Below are 12,602 nucleotides of genomic sequence, written 5' to 3'. Positions count from 1 at the left end.
CAGGCCCCACCAGGGGCTGTCCGCCCCTGGACCCGGACCAGCGCAAGCGCTGGACCCGGGGTCGATGAACTGCGCGATGCGCAGTTCATCGAACAGGCCGAGGCAAGACCGGCGACGACCCCTGCCAACCGAGACAGCGGCGCTGCCATTTCAACGGGCAACGTCGTCTCACCGGCCCGTTGGAAGAACTGCGCGGAGCGCAGTTCTCCATCACGAGTCCAGGGCTTGCCCTGGTTCGGGTCGAGGGGCGAACAGCCCCCGCGGGGTCCGGGGCAGCGCCCCGGCGCGGCGGCTTGCGATGAGACCAATCCGCTGGGTGGGTGTGCGCTCATCGTAATCTCCCTTGCAATACGACCTGAGGCTCGATATTTCCCACGCCTGGAGAGTGAGAGTCGATGAACCGCTCGATCGGAGTTGGGATGGTGTGTGCCGCCGCGCTGCTCGCCGCGTGCGGCGGAGGGGGGACGAACGGCGACACGGGCGGGGGCGGCGGCGCGACGTCGTCCTCGGCGATGGGGGGCGGCGGCGCCTCCAGCTCGTCCTCGTCCACCGCGTCGGGCGGCGGCGGCCCCGCGCCCGACTGGGCCACGGAGCTGCCCGCGGGCGGCAGCTGGACCGAGCTCTCGGGCTCCGAGCCTTTCGCGGAGTGGGCCGCCGCGAACCTCGTGCCCTCGAGCGGCTACGTCGGCTCGGCGCCGATCGGCGCCGTGCGCGACGCGTATTGCAACCCGGTGTTCGATCACGCGGGCAAGGCGTTTTACCTCTTCGGCGGGGGCCATAACGACGGCAGCGTCAACGCCGTCTTCAAGCTCGACGCGTCGACGCTGAAATACAGCATCGTCGTGCCGCCGACGCCGCCCTCCGCGTATCCACCCGCCTACACCGCGCCGAACTCGCCGATCGTCTATCCCTCCGGCGCGACGAACGGGTTCTTCCAGACGGCGGAGACGCTGACGGATCCCGCCGATCTGCCCTATGCGGCGCCGTTCGCCGCGCCCGCGTCGAGCCACACCTACTCCGCGATGAGCTTCGTCGACGGCAAGATGATCCTGCACTATGGCCCCGTGCGCGTCGCCGACGTGGTGAGCGGAAAGTGGACCTCTCTCGAGAAGGACGCGTACGGGCCGCAGCTCGTCAAATTCAACCCCAACTACCACGAGGTCGTGCTCCAGGCGGGCACGCGGACGGCCAACGATCCGGCGACCGGCAAGGCGTGGACGACGCTCGTCCCCGGCGACGCCGGATTGAACTGGCGCAACTGCGTGCTCGAAATGGATCCCGCCACGCGCACGATCGAGAACGTGGTGAGCGCCAAGTGGGAGGTGCTCGGCGACTCGTCTATCGTGATCGGCGGGCCGTACGTCTACGTCTTCACGCCGACGAAATCCAACGGCACCTCGACCGCCACGCGTGGCTGGCGCATCGACAAGGCGACGCGCGCGGTCGAGCACCTGACGCTCACCGGCGATCTGCCGAGCTGGCCGGAATACTCCCCGAAGCAGGAGGGCATTCCGGTCTTCTACGATGGGGCGAAGCTCAATTTCTGGAACTACAGCGTCGAAGCGGATCTCGATGCGTTCTTCCGCGTCGATCTCGAGCCCAAGAGCGGCGCCGGCACCGAGGCGGAGCCGTATGTGCTGGCGTCCACGCGAGAGGTTCGCCCGCCCTCGGGGATGCCCTCGCCCGCGCTGACGTACGAGCTGACCTACATCGCGGAATGGGGCGTCGTGCTGTTCCTGCCGAAAGCCAGCGAAAAGCTCTGGGCCATCAAGCTCTGACGGGACGCCGGCCTTTGCGAGCGGGGCCGAAGCTCTCCGGTCGTTCCTTTCGCTGAACGGCGATTCCGACGGCTATCCTCGACGGCGGGCGGCCTGCATTGCGACCGCAATGCCGTCCTGGAGCGTCGCCTTCGTGACGATCCCTTGCAGGGATGCGTTGATGTGGACGAGCGTCCGGGCCACCTCCGAACGTATCCCGGTGATCACCGTGCGCGTTCCGAGGAGCCTGAGGCCGCTGGCAGCAGCGAGGAGCATGCTGGCGACGTTCTCGTCCACGCGCTTGAGGCCCGTGATGTCGAGAATGACGAATTCGGCGGATCGGCTGCTGGCGCCCTCGAGCATCGCCTCGATGGCCTGCTGGGCCCGGTCGGCGTCCATCGTTCCGATGAGCGGCATGACCAGGATGCGATCCGTGATCGGAATGAGGGGCGTGGAGAGCTCGAGGAGACGGGTCTGCTGCGCGGCGATGATCTGCTCGTGGAGCGCGGTCTTCTCCGCATTCGCGCGCCCTTTCTCGACGAGCTCGAGCTCGAGCCGCTCCTTGGCCTCGCGCAGCTCCTCGGTACGGGTCATGAGCTCGACGAGGAGCGCCTCGCGCGCGGCCTCGGCGGCGGCGCGCTGCCGAACTTCCGCTTCCAGGCTCGTATTCTTTTCCTGCAGCGCCCGTGTCATGCGCCGGACGGCGATGTGCGGGCGGATGCGCGCGAGGAGCTCTTCGGAATCGAAGGGCTTGCTTATGTAATCCACGGCGCCCGCATGTAGCCCTTGCAGCCTGTGCTCCCGACTGCTCAAGGAGGTCATGAAGACGACCTGGGTATCGGCGGTTTGCGGGTTGGCCTTCAGCCGCCTGCACACCTCGAAGCCGTCGATGTCCGGCAACATGACGTCGAGGAGCACGAGATCAGGCTGTTCGCGCTCGATCAGGCGCATCGCCATGCTGCCATCCGTGGCGACGGCGAGGTCCAGACGCTCGACCGACAATGCTTCGAGAAGCGTATCGAGGTTGATGGGGTTGTCATCGACCGCGACCACGAGACCATTGTATTGCGTCAGAGCGTCCATCCAGCCCCCGAAGAGTTTAGCGCGGACCCTATCAAGAAGCGCCACGACAGTAAAGCGCCAAGCATTTGGCGCCGCTCCAGGGAACGCGAGGTCGACGGGTCTGCAAATACGCGATTCCGTGGTGCAGGCGTGATTTTGTTCACACACGTTCCAGGCTCGGTGGGCAACGACAGTGTGTGTGCACGGTTTGGCGTGACACGACCAATCCTCGCATCGTTCAGAATTGCATTGACGTACATCGCCTCGCCGAGGTTAGTCTGGTGCAGATCGGGAGCGTGCATCTGAACGAGACGCACGGGAGGGGTCGAGGATGGATCTGACGGGCTATGGATTGGGAGACGTCGCTTACGAGGGAAGCGAGACACGCGTCTACCGCGCGGTGCATCTTGCCTCGGGCGCGAGGGTGGCGATCAAGGTCCCCCTGGCCGATGTGCCGAGCCCGCGCGTGATGGGGCGACTGGTCCACGAGCATCAAGTGCTGCAGCAGCTCGCGGCCGTGCCCGGCGTGGCGCGCGTGCAGGCATTCGAGCAGCGGGACGGCACGGTGGCGCTGGTGCTCGAGGACCCTGGATTTCGCTCGGTCGATCAGGTGCTCGCCAAGGAGGGTCGTTTGCCGCTTTCGGCCGGGCTGCGGTTCGGAAGGCGCCTCGCTCGGGTGCTCGAGGGCGTGCATGCCGCCGGCGTGATGCACAAGGACGTCAAACCGCAGAACGTGCTCCTGGATGACGCGTACGAACAGGTCACCCTGCTCGATTTCGGAATCGCCTCGATGCTGTCTCAGGAGGCGACCGAGGCGAGCATTCCCGAAGCGCTGGACGGGACCCTGGCGTATATCTCGCCGGAGCAAACGGGGCGCACGGCGCGCGCGCTCGATACGCGCACGGATCTCTATTCGCTGGGCGTGACGCTCTTCGAGGTGCTGTCGGGCCAGCGGCCCTTCACGGACCGCGATCCGCTCTCGCTGGTACACGCGCACCTGGCCAGGACCCCGCCTCCGCTCGATACGGTCGCGCCGGAGGTGCCGAGCGCGGTGTCGGCGATCGTATCAAAGCTCTTGGCGAAGGATCCCGACCGGCGGTACCAGACGGCCAGAGGCGTGGCGGAGGATCTGGAGGAGGCGCTGCGCGCGCTCGAGGAGCGCGGCACGGTGGAGCCCTTCGCGCTCGGAAAGAAAGACTTCTCGCGGAAGCTGCGGCTACCGCAGGTGCTCGTGGGGCGAGAGCAGGACGTCGAGCGGGTAGGTGAGTCGTTTGCCCGCGCAGCGCGGGGCGCGGCGGAGCTCTTGCTCGTCGGCGGGCCCTCGGGCATCGGCAAAACGGCGCTCGTGCGCACGGTCTACCACGACATCGCGAAGGCCGGTCGCGGCCTCTTGATTGCAGGCAAACACGATCAGCTCGCGCGGTCGACGCCGTACGCAGCGATCGCCCAGGCATTCGGGGGGCTCATGCGTCAATGGCTCTCGAGCCCGAAGACGGTCCTCGAGACCTGGCGAGATCGGATCCGCGACGAGGTCGGGGACAACGCACGGCTGATCGCGGACGTGGTGCCGGAGCTCGACCTCGTCATGGGCAAGCTGCCGCCGGTGCCGCCCGTGGAGGGCGATCAGGTGCTCAATCGGCAGAAGCTGACGTGGCTGAACTTCGTTCGAGCCGTCACGACACCGAACCCGCCGCTCGTCATGTTCCTGGACGACATGCAATGGGCAGACAGCGCCACGCTGATCATCCTGCAGACGCTCTTGACGGACGTGGAGCGAAAGTCGCTGCTGGTGATCGCAGCCTACCGTGACAACGAGACCCCGCCCGAGCATCCGCTGTGGAAGCTCGTGGAGGCCACGGAGGCGAGCGAAGCCAAGGTGTCGAGGCTGGCGGTAGGCCCCCTGTCCGAGGAGCAGGTGCAAAAGTGGCTTGCACGCACGCTCGAGAGCGAGCCCGGCCGCGTGGAGCCGCTGGCGCGCGTGCAATGGCAAAAGACACGCGGAAACCCGTTCTTTCTGGAGCAGCTCTTGCTCTCCCTGCACCGGCAGAAGCACGTGGTGAGGGACCCGGAGAGCGGGGAATGGCGCTGGAATCAAGCGGATCTGGAGCGAGCGCAGGTCACCGATAACGTGGTGGCGCTCCTGACGGACAAGGTGCAAGAAATGCCGGATGCCACGCAGCAGCTCCTGGGGCTCGCGGCGTGCGCAGGGCATACGTTCCATCTCCAGGATCTCGAGCGATTGAGCGGATGGGAGCGCGCCCGGGTGACGGGGGCGTTATGGCCAGCGCTGCAGGAGGAGCTGGTCGTGCCGGTGGATGGGGCGTATCGTCCCGCGCAGGCGCTCGGAGCGGTCGGCGAGGGAGCGCTGGACGCTTCGTACCGGTTCTTGCACGACCGCGTGCAGCAGGCGAGCTACGAGCGGATCTCGCCGGAGCAGCGCGTCCTCGCGCATCTCGAGATTGGCCGGCGGCTCTGGGCGCGGTATCGAGCCGAAGGGGGCACGGCGCCGCAACTCCTGGAGCTCGTGCGGCACATGAATCAGGGCGCAGCGCGGATCACGTCCGTGGCGGAGCGCAATGACGTCGCGCGGGTGAACCTGGAGGCCGCTCGTGTCGCGAAGGCGGCGAGCTCCTACCGATTGATGGCAAGCCTGCTGGAGAGCGCGCAGGCGCTCCTCGGCAAGCGAGCCGTCGAGGAAGAGCGAGCGCTGTCGGTGGAGATTGCGCTGGAGCGCCTGGAGGCGGCTTATCTGTTGCGAGACTTCGACGACGTCGAGGCACGCGCCCTCGACTTGCTCGCGAGGCCACTTCCGGCGGTGCCTTGGCTATCGGCGCAGGAGATCCGGGTCCGCTGCTGCCTGGCGACGGGCCAGTATGCGCGGGGAATCGAGCTTGGCATTGCGGCGCTCGCGGAGCGAGGTTTTACCTTTCCCGCGACGGACGAGGCGTGTCAGCCGGCGCTCCTCGAGGAGTCCGCCGCGCTGGATCGATGGCTCGAGCAGGACCTCGGCGCGTTCGATCGAATGCCGCCCGAGCGGTCCCTGGAGCACCGGCTCATCGATGCCCTGATGACGCAGGCGCAGCTCTGTTCGATCTACGGCGGCCGGCCGATGCTTTACACGCTCATCATCGTTCGCCTGGTCTCCGAGGCGGTGCGACGGGAGGCCCTCACGCCGGCGGCCACCCTCATGCTCTGCAGCTTCGCCAATGTGTGGTCGGTGGCCACGGGCATGTATCGACGCGTCTTGCGCTGGGTCGAGCCCGGGGTACGTGCCGCGGAACGAGTGGGGTCCGCGATGCTCCCCGAATGCCTGGTGCTCCATGGTATCTACATGGTCTATTCCAGGCCCGTCGACGAGACGGCTGCCCTCTACGAACAGGCCATCGCGACCGGCTTGAAGATCGGCTCGTTCCAGGGCACGAGCTGGGGCCTCCTGGCCGAGCTGTTCTATCACCGCGTCTGGCGTGGCCTGCCGCTCGGAGAGGTCCAGGCGCAGGTCAAGGCTCGCTGGGATCTCGTGCAGCGCTCGGGAGACGCCGTGGGAAGGCACCACTACGAGGCGGTCGCGTCCTATTGCGAGGTGCTGATGACGCCTGACGGCGCCCCGAAACTCCTGAATGACGAGCCCTTGTCGCGAGGTTCGCGCTCCCTCCTCGGCGACGGGGACGGGTTCACGGGAGGGCTCGCGCGTACCTTGGAAGCCTATCTGTTCTGCGTCACCGGCAGGTGGGATCGCGCGCTCTCGCGGGCGCGGGAGGCAGACCAATTTCGAGCCGACATCCTCGGCATGCCGCCGGTGACGGACATCCCGCTCTTCCTCGCGCTTTCGGCGGCGAAGTTGTGGCATGACGCCGCCGGCACCGAGGAGCAGGCGCGGCTCCGGGCACACATCGAGCACGGCCTCGAGCGGCTGCGTTACTTCGCAGAAGGTTGCGCGTCGAACTTCCTTCACAAGCTGCGCCTCGCCGAGGCCGAATACGCGCGCGTCCTCGGCAAGACCGAGGAGGCAGCGGCCAAATACGACGAGGCCATCGAGCTCTCGCGCGAGCACCGCTTCCTGCACATCGAGGCGCTTTCGACCCAGCTTGCCGCCGAGTTCCGATTGCAAACGGGCAAGAGCCACATCGGCGCCCTGTACATGCGCGAAGCTCGCGACGCCTATGCGCGCTGGGGCGCGGTCAACGTGGTCGCCCATCTGGGCGCGAAATACCCCGCCTTGCTCAAGGCGCCCGTGCACGCGTCGGCTGTCGAGCGCGCGGCCATGACGACGGCGAGCACGACGACCACGGGCGCCTCCGCGGGCGCGAATTTCGACGTGAACACCGCGGTGCGTGCGGCGCAAGCGCTTTCGAGCGAGCTCGACCCGGATCGCGTGGTGGGCCGGCTGATGGGGCTTTTGCTGGAGAATGCGGGTGCGCAGCGCGGCGCCCTCGTGCTCAGCCAAGGGGAAGCGCTCTCCGTCGTGGCGCGGCTGTCGGTGGAGGGGGCTCGCATCGAGACGGGTCTGTCGGAGCCGCTCGGGCAAAGCCAAGACTTACCGGCGACCGTGGTGCAATATGCGGCCCGCACGGGCGAGCCCGTGGTGGCGGCCGATGCCAGGACCGAGGCGCGCTTCGCCGGTGACCCCTATCTGGCGTCGCGCGCGGTGCTCGCGCTGTTGGCGCTGCCTTTGACACACCGAGGCAACCTCGTGGGCGTGCTTTACCTCGAACACCGCGACGTGGCGTCGGCGTTCCCTCCCGCGCGCGTGGAGTTCTTGTCGGTGCTGGCCTCGCAGGCGGCCATTGCCGTCGAAAATGCCATGCTGTACCGGGATCTGGAGGCCAAGATCAAGGAGCGCACGGCCGAGCTTCGGATCGCCAAGGAGGCGGCCGATCGGGCGAACCGGGCGAAGAGCGATTTCCTCTCGAGCATGAGCCACGAACTGCGCACGCCGCTGAACGGGATCCTCGGTTATGCCCAGGTCCTCGCGCGCGCGCCCGAGCTCTCGTCGAAGAGCCGTGATGGTGTGCAAACCATCCAGAAATCGGGCGAGCACCTGCTTTCCTTGCTGGAAGACCTGCTGGACCTCGCGAAGATCGAGGCCGGCAAGATGGAGCTCGTCTCGAAGAGCTTCGAGCTCGGCACGTCGGTGCGCACGGTGGTGGATCTATGTCGCGTGCGCGCAGACCAGAAGGGCATCGCGTTCACCCAATCGATCCGCGCGGGCACGATGTCCACGGTCCATGGCGACGAGAAACGCCTGACGCAGGTGCTCTTGAACCTCGTGAGCAACGCCATCAAGTTCACCGAACGAGGAAGCGTGAACCTCGCCATCGACGAGCTTTCGCGCGGCCCCGATGAGGGAGTCACGTTGCGGTTCCGGGTCGAGGATACGGGCCCCGGGATTGCCTCGGAGCACCTCTCGCGTATCTTCGATCCTTTCGAGCAGTTCGGCGATCACAAAGCGAAGGGCGCCGGCACGGGGCTCGGCCTCGCCATCACGAAGAAGATCGTCGATCAAATGGGGGGCACGATCGAGGTCGAGAGTGAGCTCGGTCGAGGCAGCGCCTTCACGGTGACGCTCGCGCTCGGCGGGGCGCCCACGTCCGCCAGCGCCGATATGGCCCTCGGGTGGGATACCATCACCGGGTATCGAGGAGAGCGCCGCACGATCCTCGTCGTGGACGACAACGCGCAAAATCGTTCCCTGGTGAGTGATCTGCTCATCCCGATTGGCTTCGACGTCGTCGAAGCCGAGGACGGTGAGACGGCGCTCCGGCTGGCCCTGGAGCGGAGGCCGGGGCTCGTCTTGATGGACCTGGCCATGCCGGGCATGGACGGCTATGAAGCGACGCGCCGTCTGCGGCAGATGCCCGAACTCGGCGAAGTCGTGATCCTGGTCTCGTCGGCGAAGGTATCCGAAGTCGAACGGCAAGAGGGCGTCCACGCCGGTTGGAACGATTCCTTGCACAAGCCCGTGCAAGCGAGCGCGCTCTTCGAAAAGATCCAGCGTTTCCTCGGCGTGGAATGGATTCATGCCGAGAAGAAGGCCCCAGTCACAGGGGCGCGAGCGAGTGGTCCGATGGTCCCGCCCTCCGCCGAGGAGATTGCCCTTCTATCGCGGCTGGTGGCGTCGGGGCGCGTCCGGATCGTCATGGCAGAAGCAGCGCGGATGGAGCAGAACGACCCGCGACTCGGGCCGTGGCTCGAGCAGCTCAGGGGGCTTGCGCGGACGTACCAGATGCGGAAGCTGCAAGAGTTCGTCGATGGATATGCCGCAGGTATGGCCCTGCCGGAAGTAAGCGCCTAGCGTTCTTTCAGCAGGTTGCCGGAGCATTGGTCTCGTCTGGGAGCCGCTGCGCTGGGGCGTTGCCCCAGGCCCCACCGGGGCTATCCGCCCCTGGACCCGGACCAGCGCAAGCGCTGGACCCAGGATGGAAGAACTGCGCGATGCGCAGTTCTTCCATCCCGAGGCCGCACGACCGAGACGGAACGAAAGGCAGGAGCAAGAAAAGGGGGTATGCAAGATTCCAGGGGGTAAAGGACCGTCTCTTCCCCGGCGACCACCGGATTCCGGATGGGCGCCCCGCAAGCTCCCCGCGTACGCCATTCGAGCATCGAGGCCTTGTGCATCGCCTGACGTCCGATCTATGCTGCGACCGTAGGGGGGCACGTGCATGTATATCCATGCGATCGCGGTCGCGGACGCCGAGAACCATCGTTTTCACGAACCCATGCGCACCGAACTGGAGCGGCGCATCGCCGAGCTGGAGAGCAAGCTCGAGGCTGCCGAGCATGGGCAGCGCCTCGAGGCGGAGCGCTTCCGGTTGACGGTCGACGGTGCCCCCATCGGGATGGCCCTCGTCGGGCTCGATGGCACATTCATCCGCGTCAATCACGCGCTCGGCGAGCTGCTCGGCTACACGCCCGTGGAGCTCGTAAAGGTGCGCTTCCAGGACATCACGCATCCGCAGGACCTGCAGAGTGACCTCGACCTCGTCGGCCGCGTGCTCCGGGGCGAGCTCGCGCGCTACGAGCTGCGCAAACGATACTTCCGCAGGGACGGCGCCGTCATCCACGCCGAGCTGCACGTCTCCATGGTGCGCGATGGGCGCGGCGAGCCGCTCCATTTCATCTCGCAGATCCTCGACGTCACCGAGAAGCTGCGCGCCGAGGAGGCACTACGCGCGAGGCTGGCCGAGCTCTCCACGCCCCTCATTCCCATCCGCGACGATGTCATGGTCATGCCGCTCATCGGCGCGATCGACTCCGAGCGCGCGGAGCAGGTGCTCACGACCCTGCTCGCAGGCGTGAGCAAGACCGGCGCGCGCGTCGCGATCGTCGACGTCACCGGCGTGGTCGCGGTGAACGAGCAGGTCGCGAGCGCCCTCTTGCGCGTTGCGCGCGCCGTGCGGCTGCTCGGCACGCATATGGTCCTGAGCGGAATCGGGCCCGAAGTGGCGCGCACGCTGATCGCCGTCGGCGCCGACCTGTCCGGCATCGTCACCTGTTCGAACCTGCAAACGGCCGTCGCGCGTGCCGCCAAGCTCACGCGCGACAGCAGCTAGCTCTTTCAACCCCGTCGCGCGTCGACGCGCTCACTCGAGGTACGCCTCCACGGGCCGGGGTGGGGGGCGGGCAACGGCAGGCGATTTTTTCCCGCCTCGGAGTGAAAGATCCGCGTAGGATGCCGCTCCTATGAAGCGTCTCTTTGTCGGTATTTCCCTCGGCAGTCTCCTCCTCGTCGCTTGCAGCGACGGCTCCAGCGACACCACGAGCGCGAGCACGAGCTCCAGTTCCGGCTCCGGCAGCGGCGGCATGGGCGGCGCCGGTGGCGTCGGCGGCACCGGCGGCACCGGCGGCACCGGCGGCACCGGCGGCGTCGGCGGTATGGGGGGCAGCGGAGGAATGGGCGGAGCCGGCGGCGAAGGCGGAATCGGCGGCGGCGGCGGCGGCGCGGGCGGGGCAGGGGGCATGGGCGGCGAGGGCGGCGCGGCTGGAAACGGCGGCGGGGGCGGCGCTCCTCCTGCTTGTGTCATCGATGGCGTCGTAAAACCCCCGGAGCAATGCGACGACGGCAACCTCGTCGACGGCGACGGTTGCGATCAGGATTGCACGTACTCGTGTGTCGACCCCGCGGCCGATTGCCCCGCGGCGCCGCCTTGCCAGCAGAACGCTTGTCTCGCGAACCATACCTGCGTCGCCCTCGCCGACCCCGCGCAGGACGGCACCACGTGTGGTCCGAATGCGACATGCAAGGCCGGCGTCTGCACGGCCCCCGTCTGCGGTGACGGCGTCGTCCAGGGCAACGAGCAATGCGATTTCGGCGCGGCGAACGGCCCCAATGCGGGGTGCGAGGCGAACTGCACGTTCTCGTGCACCAAGGGGCCGGACTCGTGCCCCGACGCCGAGACCTGCAACGGCGTCGAGACCTGCACGACGGTGATGAACGGCGCGAATGTCGGGCAAAAGTGCATGCCGGGCGTGCAGCTCCTCGACTGCTCCGCGTGCGCCGCGGGCGTCTGCGCCTCCGGCGTGTGCAAGGCGTCCGTGTGCGGCGACGGCTGCGTCGACCCCATGAAGGGCGAGCAATGCGAGCCGCCGGGGACCGTCCTTTGCGACGCGATGTGCAAGACCGCGCCCACGTCCATGTGCGGCAACGGCATTCGCGAGGCCGGCGAGGATTGCGACGACGGGAACCAGGTGAACCTCGATGGGTGCGATGGGGTCTGCAAGTTCGAGCAAGACCTGCGGTCGAACTATCTGAGGATGCAGTTCGCCACCGACGCATTCTGCTCGGCGAATCGGTTCGGCACGGCGATTGACTCGGGCGTGGCCGGCTCCCAGGTCCAGAACTACATGGATCAGGGCGTCAATGCCGGGACGACGGGCTTCCTCGTCAAGATGTTCGGCCTCGCGAGCCTCGTCGGCGTCGACGATCCGTCGGTCGAGCTCGGTGTCGTGCGCGCGACGCCCGTGGCGGGCGCTGGCTACAGCGGAGCGAACGACCTCGATTGGTGGTACAACACGAACACGGCCACGCTCGACGCGGCCCGGAACCCGCTGGACAAGCTCACGGGCAACATCACCGGCGGCGTTTTGAATGCAGGCCCCGGCTCGATGAGTATTGCCATCAATTTCTTCCCGAGCGCAGCGACGCCCCTCCGGATGTCGAGCGCGAAGCTCCGCGTCTCCGTCAACGCGGGCTCGACGCCGCTGCTTTCGAATGGGACGCCCCCCGGCCACCTCGCCTCCGAGCACCTGGACCCCTCTTTGCAGAGCTTCGCGAGCCTGGGGCAGAAAGACACGACGTTCTCCGGCCTGCTCTGCGGCGACATCAGCGCGCGGTCGCTCGCGCAGACCCCCATTCCGCCCGAGCTCTTGCCCGGCGGCTCGCTCGCGTGCACGCAGGGCTACAGCGCCGCGAATACTTTCCTCGACCTGCTCGTCTCCGGCTGCTCGATCAACGTGGGGTTCGTCGTTCCGGCCCTCTACCCGACGCAGCCCGATCAGGCCGATCCGGCCGCGCCCGTCGGCGGAGCCGGCGCGCCCTACAAGCTCACCGTCAATGCGCAGAAGGTCGTGACGGGCTGCACCGACAAGAACAACGCCGCGGTGAACCTCTCCACCTGCATCGACGCGGCCGCCTATTCGAGCTTCTTCCGGTTCGCAATGGGCCGCGTCATCCTCAAGTAGCCAGGCAGCCCTCTCCGGGGCGATGGTCATGCGTGTTCGTGCGTGAAGCCACGAGAGGCAGAGCACGATTGTGCTTGGCGTCAGCCGGGCGCCCGTGTTTTGCTG

5 protein-coding genes are annotated in these 12,602 nt (G+C 67.3%); 4 read left to right on the top strand and 1 reads right to left on the bottom strand.

Translation table 11 applies throughout. The features are described 5' to 3' along the window. Window positions 1-395: 395 nt before the first annotated feature. Window positions 396-1,778, top strand: coding sequence for a hypothetical protein (locus tag QHF83_RS39445; RefSeq protein WP_282423237.1), 1,383 nt, complete (start codon window positions 396-398; stop codon window positions 1,776-1,778). 72 nt (window positions 1,779-1,850) lie between these two features. Here QHF83_RS39445 and QHF83_RS39440 read toward each other — a convergent pair whose 3' ends face one another. Continuing rightward, entirely contained in the window at window positions 1,851-2,840 is a 990-nt protein-coding gene (locus QHF83_RS39440; RefSeq protein WP_282423236.1) for a response regulator, read from the bottom strand. A 310-nt stretch (window positions 2,841-3,150) separates the two neighbouring features. Between QHF83_RS39440 and QHF83_RS39435 the strand changes: the two genes are divergently transcribed. From QHF83_RS39435 to QHF83_RS39425, 3 genes are all read left to right on the top strand, one after another. Continuing rightward, window positions 3,151-9,111: an AAA family ATPase gene (locus QHF83_RS39435; protein ID WP_282423235.1), complete on the top strand. Its 5,961-nt coding sequence runs from the start codon at window positions 3,151-3,153 to the stop codon at window positions 9,109-9,111. 424 nt (window positions 9,112-9,535) lie between these two features. Next, complete coding sequence (locus QHF83_RS39430) at window positions 9,536-10,369, top strand: PAS domain S-box protein (RefSeq protein WP_282423234.1); 834 nt, start codon at window positions 9,536-9,538, stop codon at window positions 10,367-10,369. Window positions 10,370-10,499: 130 nt separating this feature from the next. Continuing rightward, a complete protein-coding gene (locus QHF83_RS39425) occupies window positions 10,500-12,497 on the top strand; it encodes a DUF4215 domain-containing protein (protein WP_282423233.1) in 1,998 nt (665 codons plus the stop codon). Window positions 12,498-12,602: the final 105 nt, after the last annotated feature.

Source organism: Polyangium sp. 15x6 (assembly GCF_029960785.1).
Classification (GTDB): Bacteria; Myxococcota_A; Polyangia; order Polyangiales; family Polyangiaceae; genus Polyangium.
This window is presented reverse-complemented; position numbering and strand designations above follow the sequence as displayed.

Excerpts from the sequence above, each read along its gene's own strand:
- QHF83_RS39425 (WP_282423233.1), top strand. The coding sequence starts at position 10,500 with ATGAAGCGTCTCTTTGTCGGTATTTCCCTCGGCAGTCTCCTCCTCGTC.
- QHF83_RS39435 (WP_282423235.1), top strand. The coding sequence starts at position 3,151 with ATGGATCTGACGGGCTATGGATTGGGAGACGTCGCTTACGAGGGAAGC.
- QHF83_RS39430 (WP_282423234.1), top strand. The coding sequence starts at position 9,536 with ATGCGCACCGAACTGGAGCGGCGCATCGCCGAGCTGGAGAGCAAGCTC.
- QHF83_RS39445 (WP_282423237.1), top strand. The coding sequence starts at position 396 with ATGAACCGCTCGATCGGAGTTGGGATGGTGTGTGCCGCCGCGCTGCTC.
- QHF83_RS39440 (WP_282423236.1), bottom strand. The coding sequence starts at position 2,840 with ATGGACGCTCTGACGCAATACAATGGTCTCGTGGTCGCGGTCGATGAC.